Consider the following 17339-nt stretch of genomic DNA (forward strand, 5'->3'; position numbering starts at 1 on the left):
TCAGATCATTGCTTCGATAAGGAAAGGCCCACGCCGCGACAGGGCGCTGTCGAGTAACGCGTCGAACCGCTCGCAGGTATCGGCGCGCGCGGCTTCCACACCCATGCCCTTGGCCAGCGACACCCAGTCCAGCGCCGGATGGTCGAGATCGAGCATGCGGCGCGCATTCTCGCCGATGGCGTTGACCCCGACATTGCGCATTTCGCCATGCAGGATGGCATAGGTGCGGTTGGAGAAGACGATCGTCACGACGTCGAGATTTTCCCGCGCCTGGGTCCACAGGCCTTGCACGGTGTACATGCCGCTGCCGTCGGCCTCCAGATTGACCACCTTGCGGTTGGGACAGGCGACCGCCGCGCCGGTGGCCAGCGGAATGCCGCCGCCGATCGAGCCGCCCGTGCCCATCATGTAATCGTGTGGCGCGGCAAAGGCCGAAAGCGCGAAGAAACGCCGAGCCGAAGTGACGGCCTCGTCACAGACGATCGCATTGTCGGGCAGCTTTCTCGCGACGGACAGCGCGATGGCATCTTCCGTCAGCCTTCCGCCCGGTGTCGCTTCATCCGGGAACGCGCTCGCCGATACCGTCCACTGTGACGGCTTGACGCCGAGTTCATCATGCAGCGCCTCCAGTGCCGCATGGAGATCGTCGCCATGAGCGGCGAGCGTCATCACCCGGCAATCGTCACGCGCCAGCCGCCCCGGCTTTCCCGGATAGGCGAAGAAGGCGACAGGCTCCTTGCCGCCGACAAGCACCACCACGTCGATATCCCTGAGCATCGCCGTCGCCGCATCGACCGGATAGGGGATGCGGGTCGGGGCGACGCGGCCAAGGCCGCGCTGCATGCGCGCGATCAGCACCTCGCTGAACAGCCTGACATTGCAGGCCGCCGAGATCCGGCCCGCGATCTCCAGCGCATCGGCGCGCGCCGCCTGTCCGCGGACGATCATGCCGACCCTACCGGGAGCGGCGCGGATCGCTGTGGCGATTTCGCGCACGCTGGTCATATCGACGGTCGGAGGCGGCAAAAGCTCCACCTTGCCAGGTGCTGCCGGGCTGGCGTCGCCCCATGCCGCGTCCGCCGGCAGGATCAGCGTCGTGACGCCGGGCGGCGTCAGCGAGGCGCGGAAGGCCGCCTCGGTCGCCGGCTGCACGTCGCCCGCTCCTTCGATGCGGCGCACCCATTGCGACATCGGCGCCGCCAGGCCTTCGATGTCGCTCGTCAGCGGCGCGTCGAGCGGCAGGTGGTAGGATGCGTGGTCGCCGACAATGTTGATCATCGGCGTCCTGGCGCGACGGGCATTGTGCATGTTGGCCAGTCCGTTCGCGAGGCCCGGGCCGGTATGCAGGAGCGTCGCCGCAGGCCGGTCGGTCATGCGCGCATAACCGTCCGCGGCCCCCGTCACAACGCCTTCGAACAGGCCGAGGACGCAGCGCATCTCGGGCTTCCGGTCGAGTGCCGCCACGAAATGCATTTCCGACGTGCCGGGATTGGCGAAGCAGACCTTGACGTCATTGGCCAGCAGCACGTCGCACAGGACATCGGCGCCATTCATGCAATTTTCTCCTCAGGATCGAGGACCAATTGCACCCACGGACGTCCGCGCGGCAATATCCCGCCGCCGCTTTTGGCATGAGCCAGGTCGGTGAATTCACCGGCAGGCGGTCAACCGACCGTTGATTTCAGGAATTTCAACGCCGCCGCCGTCAGCGCGTCGCCATCCTTGCCGAAATCGCTGTTGATCGACATATGCGTATAGGCGCTGCCATCGAACACGGTCACCTCCGTGCCTGTCGCCCGCAGGCGCTCGGCGAAGGCCTTCGACTCCTCTCCCCGCCCGGGCGCCTTCGAATAGGCGATGAAGGTCGGCGGATGCTTGCGACCGTCGACATAGCTCGCCGGCGACAGCGCCGCCCATTGCGACGGATCGGAAAACACCCGCGCATAAGAGCGCACCATGCCTCCGTCTTTCTCAAGCGCGGCCAGATCATAGGCCCTGGTATCGTCGAGCAGCAGCCCGGCGACCTCGGGCAAGCCGCCGCGCAAGCCGGTCAGCGCGATCAGGTGGCAGCCGGCCGCATGACCCATGCCGACGATGCGCTTCGGGTCGCCGCCATGCTGGGCGATGTTGGCTCGGACAAAGGCATAGGCCTTTTCGACGTCGCTTGCCTGGGTGGCCACGTCAGCCTGCGGCAGCATTCGATAGTCGATCGAAACGAAACAGAATCCGTTGGCGAGCAGGAATGCCGGCTTCTCACCGACCTGGCTGCGCTTGCCGAACTCCCAGGCGCCGCCATGGACGAAGAAGACCACCGGGAGGTTTTTTGCGCCATCGGGGGTGTAGATATCGAGTTTGGCCGGGCCGTAGTCGAATGTCACCGGCTCAGGTTGCGGCTGGCGCGCGAGCGCCCTCAAGGGCAGGAACGCCGCCATCGAGGCCAGAAGCAGGGTTCGCCGGTCGATCATCGTTTTCTCCTGTCAGCCCGGCGCAGAATGCACTAGGGCGCGGCGAGGTTCCAATGAACGATCGGTAAGGTGTACCCTTGCGGCCTATGCGACGGGCCGGATCCTGATCCGGGCGATCCGGTTCTTGTCGCGCTTCATGACGATGAAGCGCTTGCCGTGGAAGGTGAAGGCCTGCTTTTCCTCGGGGATCGACTGCGCCTCATGGATGACCAGCCCGGCGATCGTCGTCGCCTCCTCGTCGGGCAGGTTCCAGTCTAGTGCCCGGTTGAGGTCGCGGATCGGTACCGTGCCGTCGACGACGACGGAGCCGTCGGCTTCCTGCTTGACGCCTTGAATGTCGACATCATGCTCGTCGGCGATCTCGCCGACGATCTCCTCGATGATGTCCTCCAGCGTCACCAGCCCTTCGACCTCGCCATATTCGTCGACAACGACGGCGAAATGCGCCTTGCGGCGCAGGAAGGCGTTGAGCTGCTCCTGCAAAGTGGTGGTGTCGGGCACGAACCAGGGTTTCGAGGCGATCTTCATCACGTCGATCTGGGAAAAATCGTTGCCCACCTCGTTCAGCGCCCGCAGCAGGTCCTTGGCATGCAGCACGCCGACGATGTTGTCGAGCGAGCCTTTCCACAGCGGCATGCGGGTATGCGGGCTTTGCAGGATCTCGCGCACCACGGCTTCCGGCGCATTGTCGGCATTGACCGAGCGCATGTTGGTGCGGTGGACCATGACGTCCGAGACTTCGAGTTCCTCGAGGTCGAACAGGCCGCCGATGCGGTCGCGGTCCTCGCGCACCACCTGGCCGTCGCGGCGGAAATCGTCGACCGCGCCGCGCAGTTCGTCCTGGCTCGACCGCTGCGGCTCGATGCGCGACAGCTGATAGCCGAAAGCCGCAAGCAGGCGCGAGCGCAGGGCAACCGCCAGCACGATGAGCACGGCAAGGACGGCGACGACGATCCAGCCCGTCTCGCTGGCCATCTCAGCCAGCCTTGCTGCTGGCTGGATGGTTCTCCCTCAGGAAGGCCAGCACTTCCGACGCCGGCACGTCCTTGGCGATGAAGGCCTGGCCGATGCCGCGCGTCAGGATGAAGGTCAGCGCGCCGCGCGAGACTTTCTTGTCCTGCGTGATGAAGCCGAGCAGCGCCTCGGCATCCGGCAGGTCGCCTGGGATATCGGACATGCGCCAGGGCAGCCCGACGGCCCTGAGATGCGTCTCGACGCGCGCCGCGTCATCGGGGCTGGCGAGGTTGAGGCGCGAGGAGAACCGGTGCGCCAGCGCCATGCCGATGGCAACGCCTTCGCCATGCACGAGCCTTGCGCCATCATATTGTGTCGCGGCCTCCAGCGCGTGGCCGAAAGTATGGCCGAGGTTGAGCAGCGCACGATCGCCCGTCTCGAACTCGTCGCGGGCGACCACGTCGGCCTTGGCGCGGCAGGCTTCGGCGATGGCCTGCGCCCGCTCCGGTCCGCCGGCGAACACTTTCGCCCAGTTCTTCTCCAGCCAGGCGAAGAAGTCCGGCCGGTCGATCAGCCCGTATTTGGCAAGCTCGGCATAGCCGGCGCGGAATTCGCGGATCGGCAGCGTGTCGAGCACCCCGGTATCGGCCAGCACCAGCTTCGGCTGAAGGAAGACGCCGACCAGGTTCTTGCCGCGCGGGCTGTTGATGCCGGTCTTGCCGCCGACGGAGGAATCGACCTGCGCCAGCAGCGAGGTCGGGACCTGCACGAAATTCATGCCGCGCCGCACGATGCCGGCGGCAAAGCCGGTGAGATCGCCGATGACACCGCCGCCAAAGGCGATGACGACATCGCCGCGCTCCAGCCTGGCGGCCAGAATACCGTCGACGACCTCTTCGAGATGGGCAAAACTCTTGGTCTTCTCGCCGGCCGGCAGGGTGAGGATCGCGGGCTGGATGCCGCCTTTCTCGAGACCGGCCTTCAGCGCGTCCAGATGGGCGGCCGCGACATTGGTGTCGGTAATGACGGCCGCGCGCGTACCGGGCAACCGGCTTGAAATCTCGGCGCCGACGCGAGACAGCAGGCCGGAGCCGATCAGAATGTCGTAGGCGCGCTCGCCAAGCCCGACTTCGACGGTGACAGGCTGTTCCACGCTCACGATTCGACCTCGCCTGTCGCGGCAATTTCCTCGATGCCGAAATGCCGGCACAACGCCGCCAGCACCTCCGCGGCGATGACTTCCTTGCGCTCTTCCCGGGTCGGCACGGTGACATCGGATGTGGCGTAGACCGGATAGCGCTCGCCCATCAGCCGCTCGAGCACGCCGCGCGGGTCGGGGTTTTTCAGCAGCGGCCGGTTCTGCTTCTTGGAGACGCGGTCCATCAGAAGGTCGAGATCGGCCTTCAGCCATACCGACACGCCGTGCGCGGCGATGCCCTCGCGCGTCTGCGCGTTCATGAAGGCGCCGCCGCCGGTCGACAGCACCTGCGGACCGTTTTCCAGCAGGCGCAGGATGACCCGCTGTTCCAGCGCCCTGAACTCGCTCTCGCCATAGCGTTCGAACAGTTCCGGCACCGTCATGCGCGAGACGCTTTCGATCTCGTGGTCGCTGTCCATGAAGGGAAGCGAAAGCATGGTTGCCAGCTTGCGTCCGATCGCCGTCTTTCCGGCCCCCATCAGTCCGACAAAGACGATCGAGCGATTGCCCAGCCGGCCAAGCAGCCCGGCATGGCTCTCACCTGGAGGATTTGCTGGCAACGCGTTCATAAAGGCCCTCTTTGCCGGCGTATCGACATGAAAACCCCGGTTGCGTCAAGCGCGGCGAACACCATGCGGCGCATGGCTCGGAAGCAATGCGTGCATCAGAACTTGCTAACAAGCCTCCGGTTCTTCCTTGAATTGGACGGATTGGCGTCCCATAAGGGCACAGGGTTTGGAAACGCAGAACAAGAAGACGAGCGAAAATTGATGCCGACACTGTTTCGCTTTGTCGTGGTAGCAGCGATTCTGGCCGGCATTGCCTATGGTACGATGTTCGCGCTGGTTATGTTCGTCGAGCCGAAGAAAGCGGAGATGAGCGTTCGCATCCTGCCCGAAAAGCTGAATCCCAAGAAGAACTGATCCCGGATCCTCAAAGGCAATGAACAGCGCGGCGCGCATCGAGGCTTTCCTGGAAATGATGAGCGTCGAGCGTGGCGCGGCGCAAAACACGCTTTCCTCCTATCGCCGCGACCTCGAGGACGCCTCGCGAGAGATCGATGGCGGGCTTGCCGGTGCGGCCGCCGCCGATATCCGCGCCTATATAGACGACATCGCCGCGCGCGGCTTTGCGCCGACCTCGCAGGCGCGCAAATTGTCGGCGATCCGCCAGTTCTTCAAGTTCCTCTATGCCGAAGGCCTGCGCGGCGACGACCCTACCGGTACGCTGGACAGCCCGAAGAAGGGACGCCCGCTGCCCAAGACGATGAGCGAGGCCGAAACCGGCAGGCTGATCGACCGCGCCGCGCAGGAAGCCGGTGACGCCGGGCTCGGCTACGCTGACAGCCTGGCGGCGGTGCGCCTGCATGCACTGGTCGAGGTGCTCTATGCCACCGGCCTGCGCGTTTCCGAACTGGTTGGCCTGCCGGTCACTGTGGCCCAGCGCGACGACCGTTTCTTCATGGTGCGCGGCAAGGGCGACAAGGAACGCATGGTGCCACTGTCGGCCAAGGCGCGCACTGCGATGCGGAGCTGGCTGGCGGCTCGGGCCGGGGTCCCCGCCTTCGCCGAAAGCCCGTTCCTGTTCCCGGCGGCATCGGACAGCGGCTACCTGTCGCGGCAGGTCTTCGCGCGTGACCTGAAGGGCCTGGCGGCCCGGGCCGGCATCGCCTCCGCGAAGATATCGCCGCACGTGCTGCGCCATGCCTTCGCCAGCCATCTTCTGCAGAACGGCGCCGACCTCAGGGCCGTGCAGCAGCTGCTTGGCCATGCCGACATATCCACGACACAGATATACACCCATGTGCTGGAAGAGCGGCTGGTGCGGCTGGTCAACGATCATCATCCGCTTGCCGACTAGGCCTCATATCGCTATGTGAGGACGACATTTCGCCGCCCGGAGCCCTGAATTCATCGGTTCCGCTGTCCTTGCCTTTCGACGTATCGGTCCGCTCAAGCATGTACAATTACCTCGATTTCGAAAAGCCGGTGCAGGATCTCGAACTCAAGATCCTCGAGCTGAAAAAGCTTGCCGAGAACGGCGAGGCAGTCGACGTCGCCGATGAGATAACCAGGCTCGAGAAGCGTTCCCACGACGCGTTGCGCGAACTCTACAAGGCGCTCACACCGTGGCAGAAGGTGCAGGTGGCACGCCATTCCGACAGGCCGCACTGCGTCGACTACATCAAGGGCCTGTTCAGCGACTTCACGCCGCTCGCGGGCGACCGCAGTTTCGGCGAGGACCAGGCGATCGTCGGCGGTTTTGCCCGCTTTCGCGGCGAGCCTGTTGCGATCATCGGTCAGGAAAAGGGTTCGGACACGGCCAGCCGCCTGAAGCACAATTTCGGCTCGGTGCGCCCGGAAGGCTACCGCAAGGCAGTGCGTTTGATGGAGCTTGCCGACCGTTTCAAGATCCCGCTTCTGACCTTGGTCGACACCGCAGGCGCCTATCCCGGCGTCAGCGCGGAAGAACGTGGCCAGGCCGAGGCGATCGCGCGCTCGACCTCAGCCTGCCTTGCGCTGAAGGTGCCGTCGATTTCGGTGGTCATCGGCGAAGGCGGTTCGGGCGGCGCCATCGCGATCGCCACCGCCAACCGCGTCTACATGCTCGAACATGCCATCTATTCGGTAATTTCGCCCGAGGGCGCTGCCTCGATCCTGTGGCGAGACACGACCCGATTGAAGGACGCGGCGACCAATATGAAGATCACCGCGCAGGACCTTCTGCAAATGAAGGTTATCGACGCCATCATCCCCGAGCCGATGGGCGGCGCCCAGCGCGCACCCGAAACGGTGATTGCCGCGACAGGGGACCTCATCGCCAAGACGATGAAGGAATTTGCCGGCGCCAACACGGATTTCCGCGAACAGCGCCGTGAAAAGTACCTGGCGATGGGCCGCAGCCTCTGACCTGCCGCCGGCCCGGCAGGGCGTAGCGGGCCGTCACGGTCGACAATGTGGCCTCGATGAGCAATTTCGCCACAAAATTGCCGCCCCATTCGGGTCAATGAAATTGCCGCGAGAGACCGGCTGGAGCTTGCGGTAAGGAATTTTCAAGGTTAACGGGCTTACGGTCCGTCGATGTTCAGCATACGGGTCGGCTTTTCGCAAAGCCTTGGCCCGGGAGAAAAGACATAGCCGTATCCATGTTTGCCAAGCTTGCCCGCACCGGAGTCCTGATTGCCTCGATAGCCATTGCCGGCTGCAATGATTCGTCGATGAAGGACTTTGCCCCGGAAGCCAACAAGCCGCTGCCCGACAAGATCCTGGCCGACATGAAGGCCAAGGGCATGGTGCGCACCTCTTCAGTGATGGCGCGCATCTTCAAGGAAGAGGGCAAGCTCGAAATCTGGAAGGCCAAGACCAACGGCCGCTACGACATGGTGGCGAGCTACGACATCTGCAAATGGTCGGGAAAGCTGGGGCCGAAATACACCGAAGGCGACCGCCAGGCGCCGGAAGGTTTCTACACGGTACGCCCCTCGCAGATGAACCCGCGCTCGAGCTATCATCTGTCCTTCAACATCGGCTTCCCCAACGCCTATGACCGCGCCAACGGCCGCACCGGCCAGAACCTGATGGTGCATGGCGCCTGTTCGTCCTCGGGCTGCTATTCGATGACCGACGCGCAGATCGAGCAGATCTATGCTTTCGGCCGCGATGCCTTCCAGGGCGGCCAGACCGAATTCCAGATTCAGGCCTTTCCCTTCCGCATGACCGCCGCCAACATGGCGCGCTACCGCAACGACCCGAATTACGAATTCTGGAAGATGCTGAAGGTCGGCTACGACAATTTCGAAGTCACCAAGGTGCCGCCGAAGGTGGATGTCTGCGAGAAGCGCTACGTCTTCAACCAGGTTGCAGCCGACGGCCAGACCTTCAACCCGACCGGCCCCTGCCCCGCGACGACGCAGCCGGATTCGCTGAAGAGCGCCTACAACGCCTATCAGACCACCTATGACGCGGCTTTCAACAGCGCGCTCAAGGCAAGCGTGCCGCCGCCCAAGCCGACCATTGCCGGCGTCAAGGAAGCCAGCATCGTCTCCGACTGGTCCAAGCGCCGCGCGCGCGGCGAACGCGTGCCGATCGATCCGCCTTCGCTCAATTCGGACGGTACGGTGACCGAAACGGCGCGCATGGGCCGTATCGATTCGCCCGCCGGCCGCAAGATGGCCGCGCTCGACGCCGAGAAAGCCGCCAAGCAGAAGGCCGAGGAACAGAGACTGGCTGCCATAGAGGCAGCCAAGCAGGCCAAGGAAGCGGCCAAGGCGCAGGCCCTCGCCGAGAAGGAAGCCGCCAAGCAGGCCAAGATCGCAGCCAAGGCCGCCAAGGAAGCCCCTGTCGCCACCGCGACGATCGCCGCGCCCCCCGAAGCCGCGCCGCAGGCTGAAACGCAGGCCGCAAGTGCCGATGAGAACCGGGTGACCAAGCTGAAGAACAAGATCCTCGGCATGTTCGGCGGCTGATCGCCGTGACCAGCGATACCGTCTATGACCTGAAGGGCTTGAACTGCCCCCTGCCCGTCCTCAAGGCCAGGAAACGGCTGGCTGGGATGGAGCCGGGCAGCCGGCTCTGGCTCGAAACCACCGACCCGTTGGCCGTCATCGATATTCCGGCCTTCTGCTCGGACGCCGGCCACCGGCTGGTTGAAACCGCATCGGTATCGGGCGGCCACCGCTTTCTGGTCGAACGCGGCGAGCAACCGCAGTAAAGGCTACCGGCCGGCGATCGCCAGCGGATTGTTCTCCAGCGCCGCACGGTCAGGCGTGTCGATGGACGGCCGGTCGGTGAAAGCGGCGAACAGCCGGCGCACATAATCCTCGGGCATATCAAGCGTGATCAGCACCAGCCGCGTCCCGCGCTGGGTGTCGGGCCAGGAGGCCAGGCGCGCCGGCGGATGCAGGATCTTCTGCACGCCGTGCACCACCAGCGGCCGCGACGGATCCTCCTTGAGCTCTATGACGCCCTTCATGCGCAGCAGCCGCTCGCCATGCGTCGAACGCAGGAGGTCGAGAAACATCTCGATGGCCGAGAACGGCACCGGGCCGTCATGGACCAGCGAATGGGTCCGCACGCGCTCGTCATGCCGGTGGCCATGGTCATGGCCGTGATCGTGCCCGTCATGGCCGTGACCATGATGATCGTGCGCTGCTTCCTCGCCGAGCCAGCGCCGTACATCGGCGGATTTGGTGGCGGGGTTGTAGAGGCCGCAGTCGAACAGCGCCGCCACGCCTGTCCCGGCATCACCGGCATCGAGCAGCTCTGCGCCGGGATTGATCTGCCGCAGCCGTCTGCGCAACGTTCCCAGGTCAGCGGCATCCGCGGCCAGATCCACCTTGCTCAGCACGATGCGGTCGGCGACCGCGGCCTGCTTGACCGCCTCGACATGGGCGTCGAGCGTGGCATTGCCGTTGACCGCATCGACCAGCGTGATGACGCCGTCCAGCCGGAACGCCTGGACCAGCGCCGGATGCGCCATGATCGACTGCAATACCGGCGCCGGGTCGGCCAGGCCTGTGGTCTCGACGATGACGCGGGCAAGACGCGCGATGCGGCCGGTCTGCAGCCGGTCGACGAGGTCGGCAAGCGTGTCGACCAGTTCGCCGCGCACCGTGCAGCACAGGCATCCGTCCGAAAGCTGGATGATACCGTCCGAAGCCTGCTCGACCAGCAGGTGGTCGATCGCCACCTCGCCATACTCGTTGATGATGACCGCCGTATCGACCAGTGCCGGATCTTTCAGCAGCCGGTTGAGCAGCGTGGTCTTGCCGGCACCCAAAAAGCCGGTCAGCACCGAAACGGGAATGGGGAAGTTCGCCATGGTGCTCTATCTACTTATCGACGCAGGCCTTTTCCAGACCAAACGGCCAAAGTCGATATCCTAGTTGGGAGCCTTGGCCGGCTGGTCGCCTTGAGCGTCCGCGCCAGCCAGGGCCGACCCGGCGCCGGTCGGGACCGGCCGGTCGGGCCGCCAGCTCGGAATCGGCACGTCGGCATAGCCCTGACCGCCCTGGTCCAGCATCGCCTTCGGCGCCGGGCCGGTGGCGCCGCCCAGGCCGACGGCAACCAACGTCGGCACGTGGTCCAGCTTTTCCTGGTAGGGCGACTTCGGAGCGTCCTTGGCTGCGGCGGCCGGCGCCTCGGACTGCTCTTCCGGCGCCTTCTTCTTGCAGATCTCGTCATGCATGTCGTTGGGCGTGGTCGTATCGCCATACGGCGCCAGGGTGGCGACGGTGGCCGACCCGGTCGCCGGCATGTCGAAGCCCTGGTCCAGCAGCCTGGCCGCGGCCTCGGCGCGGCTGACCGCCGACTTCTCGCCGAGCACCACCGCCACCAGCGTGCGGCCATTGCGCGTCGCCGAGCCTATCATGTTGAAACCCGACGGGCAGACGAAGCCCGTCTTCATGCCGTCGGCGCCGGGATAGCGGCCGATCAGCAGGTTGTAGTTCGGGATCGCCTTCTTGCCGACCGCCAATCCCTCGATCGAGAACCAGGAGGCATATTGCGGAAAGTCCTTGCGGATCGCCATGACAAGCAGGGCGAGGTCACGCGCCGTCGTATACTGATCCGGAGAAAAGAGCCCGTTCGGATTGACGAAAGAAGTTCCGGTCATGCCAAGGCGCCGGGCCTCGGCGTTCATGCGTATGGCGAAGGCGGCTTGCGAGCCGCCGACATTCTCGCCGACCGCCATGGCTATGTCATTGGCCGACTTGACGAGCATCATCTTCAACGCATTGTCGAGCCTCATCACCGAGCCGGGCTTGAAGCCCATCTTGCTTGGGGGCTCGGCGGCGGAATGCTTCGTCACCTTGATCGGCGAACTCAACTGCACCTCGCCCGCCTCGATCGCGCGGAACGTGACATAGGCAGTCATCAGCTTGCTGAGAGAGGCCGGATACCAGCGCTTGAACGCGTCCTGCTGTTCGAGAATCTTGCCGCTGTTGAGGTCGAACAGCATGACCGGATTGGCCTGCGCTGACCCGGCCAGGACCGGCAGCATGATTGCGCCAGCCGTCAATAGTTTGAGGAAATGCCTGTGCCGCATGATGGAAATCCGAAATCGCCTCTTGCCGTAATCGCCTCTGGCTCCGTAAGATTTCGTTACATGGCCGCGAGCAAAGTGGATCCGCCCCTCAAAACCGGACCCTGTTGTTGCGGTGCTATTTACCCTATGTGACGCCAACATGGCAAAGCGCCTGACAATCACAATCGCAAAAGACCGGCCACAATTGCAAAAACACCAGGCCGAAGCCGGCTGCTCCAACAACGAAATGGACCCATCATGCCAATTCTGAACCGTGCCGCCGAGATGCAGGACGAAGTCGCCGGCTGGCGCCGCCATCTCCACCAGACGCCGGAGCTCAACTTCGACGTGTTCAAGACGGCGGCCTTCGTCACCGAGAAACTGAAGGAATTCGGTTGCGACGATGTGGTGACCGGCCTCGGCAAGACGGGGGTCGTCGGCATCATTCGCGGCCGTCAGGGCGATGGCACCACGATCGGCTTGCGCGCCGACATGGACGCGCTGCCGCTCAACGAGATAACGGGCAAGCCCTATGCGTCGACCATTCCCGGCAAGATGCACGCCTGCGGCCATGACGGCCACACGGCGATGCTTCTGGGCGCGGCGAAATATCTCGCCGAGACGCGCAACTTCGCCGGCTCGGTGGCGGTGATCTTCCAGCCGGCCGAGGAAGGCGGCGGCGGCGGCAACGAGATGGTCAAGGACGGCATGATGGAACGCTTCGCCATTTCGAAAGTGTTCGGCATGCACAACATGCCGGGCCTGCCTGTCGGCCAGTTCGCCATCCGCCCGGGTCCAATCATGGCCGCGACCGCGGAATTCACAATCACCGTCAAGGGCCGGGGCGGCCACGCGGCGATGCCGCACGGCACGATCGACCCGATCGTCATCACCAGCCAGCTGGTCGGCGCGCTGCAGACCATCGCCTCGCGCAGCACCGATCCGGTCGAGGCCGTGGTGGTGTCGGTGACCAAGTTCCATGCCGGCGACGCCTACAACATCATTCCCGAATCGGCCGAGATCGCCGGCACGGTACGCACGTTGAAGAAGGACGTGGCCAAGAAGTCGGAAGAACGCATCCGTGCGATCTGCGCCGGACTGGCCACCGCCTACGGCGCGACGATCGAGGTCGACTATGACGCCAATTATCCGGTGACGTTCAACCACGCCGAAGAGACGGTTTTCGCCAGCGACGTTGCGGCCGGCGTGGCCGGCGATGCGCAGGTGCATCGCGCCATCCAGCCGGTGATGGGCGGCGAGGACTTTTCCTACATGCTGGAAGCCCGCCCCGGCGCCTTCATCTTCATCGGCAATGGCGACACGGCCGGACTGCACAACCCCGGCTACGACTTCAACGATGAGGCCATCCCGCATGGCATGAGCTACTGGGTGAAGCTGGCGGAAACCGCGCTCGCCGCCTGAAACACCCCTGGCGCACTGCAAGGGGACCGGCCGAATTGCCTTCGTCCGGCCCCTTGGCGAAACGGTCCGAAGCGGCTATGTGTCGGGCCGCGTGGTCCCGTAGCTCAGTAGGATAGAGCGGCAGATTCCTAATCTGTAGGTCACAGGTTCGATTCCTGTCGGGATCACCACGCTTCACCTTGCGAAAGTCGACCTCTGAAGCCCCGCGCGACATCCGGGACCGGACGATCGCGTCGACCCTGATACGGCTTCAGATTGCCCGACGGACGTCGAACGCAAATGTCATCCAGCTCCTCGAATGCAGGAAGCGGTTTCAGCCTCGGCGCGCCGCTACTCTCAATTGGAATAAAATTCAAAACGAACCTCTATTGTGGTTTCAAATAGAATTCGGCCCGATTGACATCGACCGTTCGCCACGCTTATCAATATAGCCAAGCAATCACATTTTTTTGAAGTTACATATACGGCGTGGAAACTTGGCAGCCGATTGTTGACGGCGCGCTGACGCGCCGATGTTTGACAGATCATTTCAGACCACGCGTTCAACGAGGAGCAGCAAGAACTTTCGGCACAGCAAGGGGGGAACATGGGGAAGTCTTCAAAGGCTTATCGAAGGACAATTGTGTCAGTCGGCACGATGGCGTTTGCCGCGATACTGGGCTTCACCTCTCCGGCAGCGGTTGCCGACGCGCCAGCGGCGCTCCATCCCCTTGATGTGTCGATCCTGTTCCCAGCACCGAAAGACGCCGCCGACCTTGCGAATTTCATTTCCGTCGCGGACCTGGCCGACGCCGGCGGGGCGCCGTTGGTTCCAGACCCGCTGTTCCAGGAATTTCTGGCGATCGCGGCCAGCGACGCCGGCCAGGTTGCCGTCCCTGGCGGCACACCGGCGCAGATCGGCCTCCCGGACGCTGTCAAGGACATCAGGAACTGGTTCGTCGCCGGGATCCGCGTCGATGTCGGCGCACCGGGTCTTTCGAAAAACGTCATGGCGGCGTTCGGCCAGATACCGCAGGTCCGGCTGATCCTGCAGCCCGTGACGGTTCAGGGCGGTGCAGTCAAAATCCACGACCGCGCCGCGCACATGATCTTCAGCTTCGCCAAGGGAAAAGCCCAATCGCAGGAGACGTGCGCGATCCCGATGCTGAGCCGGATCGACCCAGACCTCGATCATTTCCGGACTGCGCTTGCCGACTTCGCGTCGCTGCGCGACGACCTCGCCAAAGGCAGCTTGGGAGCGGCATCCATCAGCACGGAGGGTCCCCTCGATGTCCATCCGGCGCTCAGGGACGCCAAGGCGAGGAAGCCGTTCCGCGACAGGCTGGTGGCCGTTCTGGGCAAGGATCTTTCGGCAAGGCAGCTTGGCGCCATGGCGGCCATGGGATTGCCGAAATCCGCACCGGAACCATGGATTTTTATCGCCATGCAAAGACAGCCCGGCACGGGAAAACTGGTCGCGGTTCCAAGCCCGGCCCTCGACGGCAAGGCAACGGCCGAACTGGTGCGGTTTTTCGGAGACAAGGTGCTGCCTGCACCCGTTTCCGACAATTTGAACGAGACGATGACGACCTGCTTTCGCTTGCCGGGCGACCGCAGGGGCGTTTCCACGGCGACGTTGCTCAACGGCACAGCCAGCGAACAGGACACCATAGCCCTGACCGCGACCATCGCCGACCCGTCGAAGAGCCATTTCTTCAACACTGACTGTGTCAGCTGCCATACCGAGACCCGGCTGCTGCGTTCCAGGTCTCCGACCACCAGCATCGAGGGCGTGGCGGAGGCTGTTCTGCCAAAGGACAGGTGGAACGTGCGCAATTTCGGCTGGGGACTTGAGCCCGGCGGGCTCAGGCCGACGATCACCCGCCGCACCGCGACCGAAACCGATGAGGTCGTGAAGGCCGCGAACGAGTTGCTGCAAGAGGTACAATAGCCGGCAGGCCGGGAGAACGCGTCGGGGGCAATGATGAGACTCCAGCCGTCACTGCGGAAATTCGGGCGAGCCCTGCTCAAACTGGGGCTGGTGACGATTGCCGCCACCGTCGTGGCAATCCTCGTGCTGAGCTACGCGCCGAACCTTGCCCGGTCCTTCCTGGCTTTCAGGGGCAAGACCGTGGAACTGGCTTCGGCGCTGCTTGCGCCGCCACTTGTGGCCGAGCGGCCGAAAAAGGGCTGTGCCTGGCTCGACCAGAACTGGTCGGAGGCGGACAGGGCCTGGTTCCACAATGTTTCACAGGGCACGGCGACCTTCCCCGTATCCTACGCCTGGTTCCAGAAACTCGAGCGCCCGGAAATCAGCCCGTTCGATGTCTTGGCGCGCCGTGGCCTCATCAGCGACCCCGACTATCTGTCCCGGCTCGGCTTCATGGCGCCGCGCGATTGCGATCCGAAGCCGGGCACCGACAAGCCCGAAGGCTACGGCGCCCTGCCCGTCGGCTTCGCCGTGCTCAAGAGCGGCATCGACCCGACAACAGGCGAGAAATTCGAGGACGGGTTGGGGCTGACCTGCGCGGCATGTCACACCGGTCATATCTTCTACAAGGGATTCGAACTGCGCATCGATGGCGCGCAGGCGATGATCGACCTGCAAAACCTGGAGCGGATCATCGGCCTGTCGGTTTGCTACACGGCCAAGGCGCCCTGGCGCAGGACGCGCTTTGCCGAGGCCGTCCTCGATACCGGCCCTGCTGCCGACCGGCAGGACTATCCGGCGAGGGAAGCAATCGCGGCCGGGATAAAGGACATTTGCGACAAGAAGGTCTTCGGCAAGGTGACCGCCGAAAGGAACATTCTCGCCCGCCAGCACATGGTTCATACCGAGGAAGGCTTCGGCCGCCTCGATGCACTCAACCGCATTGGCAACCAGGTGTTCCACGAGAATCTCGCCAGCCAGGAAAATCCGGAACAGCCGGCCGTTCCCGAGAAGGATGGCGGCCTCTCGCAGACAGCCATGGATGCCAATTTCGCCGCCCATACCGCGCCGGTCAGCTTCCCGCCGATCTGGGACGTTCCGAATTTTTCCTGGGCGCAGTACGACGCCTCGATCCTCAACCCCAGCATCCGCAACATCGGCGAAGCCATGGGCGTTACCGCCAGGATCAATATGACCAATCCCGAGCGCCCGCTGTTTGCGTCGACGGTCCATGTCGCCGAGATAGCGAGGATCGAGAGCATGCTGCAAGGCCGCAAGCATGTGGACGGGAGACCAACGCGCTTCGATGGCCCTCCGGAGTCGCTGGCAGCACCGCGCTGGGACGATGCGGTGAAAAAGCTCAAAGCCATGCCGGACTGGAACAGCCAGGACGATGAAAAGTGGGCTGTCGACGCCGACATGGTGGTCACTGGCCGGAAACTCTATCGCCAGTTCTGTTTCGAATGCCACCGCGCACCGTTGCGCGACGCGCAGATCCCGGCCAGCGATCCGGATTCGTTCTGGCAGGAGAAAAACAGCGACCAGACCGGCAGCCAGCAGGACGACGCCAACTGGGTTTTTATCGGCGGCGAGTGGCTGTTCAACGTGGTCCAGAAACCGGTCGTCCAAATGGGCACCGACCCCGAACAGGCCCGCGTGCTTGCCGAGCGGAAGGTCAACGTGCCGAAATATCTTGGCCTGGATCCTCAAGCCGAAGTGCTCAAAGGCTGCAGCATGACGGGTGACGCGGCTTTGAAGAAATCCTACGCCGTCAACCTGATGGCGGCGGTGAGCAGAACCCAGAAGCAATGGATCGGCGATCCCAGGCGCGCCGATGGAAGTGCGATGTCGGCGCAGGAAGCCACCGCGGCGGCCAGCAAAAGACCGAACTGTCCGAATCCGAGGGTTTTCAATTCCATGCTGCCCGCCGACGACAGTTACGCGGCGCGAACGGCAAAGGGTCCGGCCGATATCGCCTATCTCGCGACACCCCGCTACCGCGCCCGGCCGCTCGACGGCATCTGGGCGACCGCGCCCTATCTGCACAATGGTTCGGTTCCAACCCTTTATGATCTGCTCAGGCCGCAGGGCGACCGGCCGCAGGCCTTCTGCGTCGGCCCGCTCGAATTCGATCCCGAAAAGGTCGGCCTGCCGGTCGCAATCACCACTAAACCCGAGAAGGTGGAATGCGAGGCGGGATTGACCCGGTTCGACGTAACGCAACGCGGCAACTCCAATCTCGGTCATTCCTTCGAAAGTCCGGCGGACGGCTCACCCCGGCTTGGCGTCATTGGCCGCGAACTGAAGGAGGAGGAGCGTTCCGCGCTGATCGCGTATTTGAAGACGCTGTGAGGTCGAAGGAACGGCA

General features: G+C 64.0%; 15 protein-coding genes and 1 tRNA gene. 9 read left to right on the forward strand and 7 right to left on the reverse strand.

Annotated elements, in window-relative coordinates:
- The 5 genes from FFS37_RS09360 to FFS37_RS09380 all read right to left on the reverse strand — a co-directional run bounded on the left by FFS37_RS09360 (position 1) and on the right by FFS37_RS09380 (position 5186).
- Positions 1 to 1554: an acetolactate synthase large subunit gene (locus FFS37_RS09360; RefSeq protein WP_137930664.1), complete on the reverse strand. Its 1554-nt coding sequence runs from the start codon at positions 1552 to 1554 to the stop codon at positions 1 to 3.
- A 110-nt stretch (positions 1555 to 1664) separates the two neighbouring features.
- Positions 1665 to 2465: an alpha/beta hydrolase gene (locus FFS37_RS09365; protein ID WP_137930665.1), complete on the reverse strand. Its 801-nt coding sequence runs from the start codon at positions 2463 to 2465 to the stop codon at positions 1665 to 1667.
- An 84-nt stretch (positions 2466 to 2549) separates the two neighbouring features.
- On the reverse strand, positions 2550 to 3440 hold the full coding sequence (locus tag FFS37_RS09370) for an HlyC/CorC family transporter (protein WP_137930666.1): 891 nt from the start codon (positions 3438 to 3440) through the stop codon (positions 2550 to 2552).
- Position 3441: 1 nt separating this feature from the next.
- Positions 3442 to 4578 carry a 3-dehydroquinate synthase gene (gene aroB / locus FFS37_RS09375; protein WP_137930667.1) on the reverse strand — a complete coding sequence of 379 codons (1137 nt, stop codon included), beginning with the start codon at positions 4576 to 4578 and terminating at the stop codon, positions 3442 to 3444.
- Positions 4575 to 5186: a shikimate kinase gene (locus tag FFS37_RS09380; RefSeq protein ID WP_137930668.1), complete on the reverse strand. Its 612-nt coding sequence runs from the start codon at positions 5184 to 5186 to the stop codon at positions 4575 to 4577. The genes aroB and FFS37_RS09380 overlap by 4 nt, the downstream gene beginning before the upstream one ends.
- A 201-nt stretch (positions 5187 to 5387) precedes the next feature.
- Between FFS37_RS09380 and FFS37_RS09385 the strand changes: the two genes are divergently transcribed.
- The 5 genes from FFS37_RS09385 to FFS37_RS09405 all read left to right on the forward strand — a co-directional run bounded on the left by FFS37_RS09385 (position 5388) and on the right by FFS37_RS09405 (position 9327).
- Positions 5388 to 5540: a histidine kinase gene (locus FFS37_RS09385; RefSeq protein WP_137930898.1), complete on the forward strand. Its 153-nt coding sequence runs from the start codon at positions 5388 to 5390 to the stop codon at positions 5538 to 5540.
- 19 nt (positions 5541 to 5559) lie between these two features.
- Positions 5560 to 6477 carry a site-specific tyrosine recombinase XerD gene (locus tag FFS37_RS09390; RefSeq protein WP_137930669.1) on the forward strand — a complete coding sequence of 306 codons (918 nt, stop codon included), beginning with the start codon at positions 5560 to 5562 and terminating at the stop codon, positions 6475 to 6477.
- A gap of 98 nt (positions 6478 to 6575) precedes the next feature.
- Positions 6576 to 7526, forward strand: a complete 951-nt coding sequence (locus tag FFS37_RS09395; protein ID WP_137930670.1) for an acetyl-CoA carboxylase carboxyltransferase subunit alpha — start codon at positions 6576 to 6578, stop codon at positions 7524 to 7526.
- Positions 7527 to 7762: 236 nt separating this feature from the next.
- On the forward strand, positions 7763 to 9082 hold the full coding sequence (locus tag FFS37_RS09400) for a L,D-transpeptidase family protein (RefSeq protein WP_137930671.1): 1320 nt from the start codon (positions 7763 to 7765) through the stop codon (positions 9080 to 9082).
- A gap of 5 nt (positions 9083 to 9087) precedes the next feature.
- Positions 9088 to 9327 (forward strand): sulfurtransferase TusA family protein, encoded by a 240-nt coding sequence (locus FFS37_RS09405; protein ID WP_171026226.1) that lies wholly within the window; start codon positions 9088 to 9090, stop codon positions 9325 to 9327.
- Positions 9328 to 9330: 3 nt separating this feature from the next.
- Here FFS37_RS09405 and FFS37_RS09410 read toward each other — a convergent pair whose 3' ends face one another.
- Together FFS37_RS09410 and FFS37_RS09415 are read right to left on the reverse strand one after the other, a co-directional pair.
- The gene (locus FFS37_RS09410) at positions 9331 to 10437 is read right to left on the reverse strand and encodes a CobW family GTP-binding protein (RefSeq protein WP_137930673.1); all 1107 of its coding nucleotides are present in this window, start codon (positions 10435 to 10437) and stop codon (positions 9331 to 9333) included.
- 60 nt (positions 10438 to 10497) lie between these two features.
- A complete protein-coding gene (locus FFS37_RS09415) occupies positions 10498 to 11661 on the reverse strand; it encodes a D-alanyl-D-alanine carboxypeptidase family protein (RefSeq protein ID WP_137930674.1) in 1164 nt (387 codons plus the stop codon).
- 237 nt (positions 11662 to 11898) lie between these two features.
- Between FFS37_RS09415 and FFS37_RS09420 the strand changes: the two genes are divergently transcribed.
- From FFS37_RS09420 to FFS37_RS09435, 4 genes are all read left to right on the forward strand, one after another.
- Positions 11899 to 13062 carry a M20 aminoacylase family protein gene (locus FFS37_RS09420; protein ID WP_137930675.1) on the forward strand — a complete coding sequence of 388 codons (1164 nt, stop codon included), beginning with the start codon at positions 11899 to 11901 and terminating at the stop codon, positions 13060 to 13062.
- Between the two features lie 93 nt (positions 13063 to 13155).
- A tRNA-Arg gene (locus FFS37_RS09425) sits at positions 13156 to 13232 on the forward strand.
- 452 nt (positions 13233 to 13684) lie between these two features.
- Positions 13685 to 14992, forward strand: a complete 1308-nt coding sequence (locus tag FFS37_RS09430; protein ID WP_137930676.1) for a hypothetical protein — start codon at positions 13685 to 13687, stop codon at positions 14990 to 14992.
- 33 nt (positions 14993 to 15025) lie between these two features.
- Positions 15026 to 17323 (forward strand): di-heme-cytochrome C peroxidase, encoded by a 2298-nt coding sequence (locus FFS37_RS09435; protein WP_137930677.1) that lies wholly within the window; start codon positions 15026 to 15028, stop codon positions 17321 to 17323.
- Positions 17324 to 17339: the final 16 nt, after the last annotated feature.

The organism is Mesorhizobium comanense, assembly GCF_005503535.1.
In the GTDB taxonomy this organism is placed as follows: Bacteria; Pseudomonadota; Alphaproteobacteria; order Rhizobiales; family Rhizobiaceae; genus Mesorhizobium; species Mesorhizobium comanense.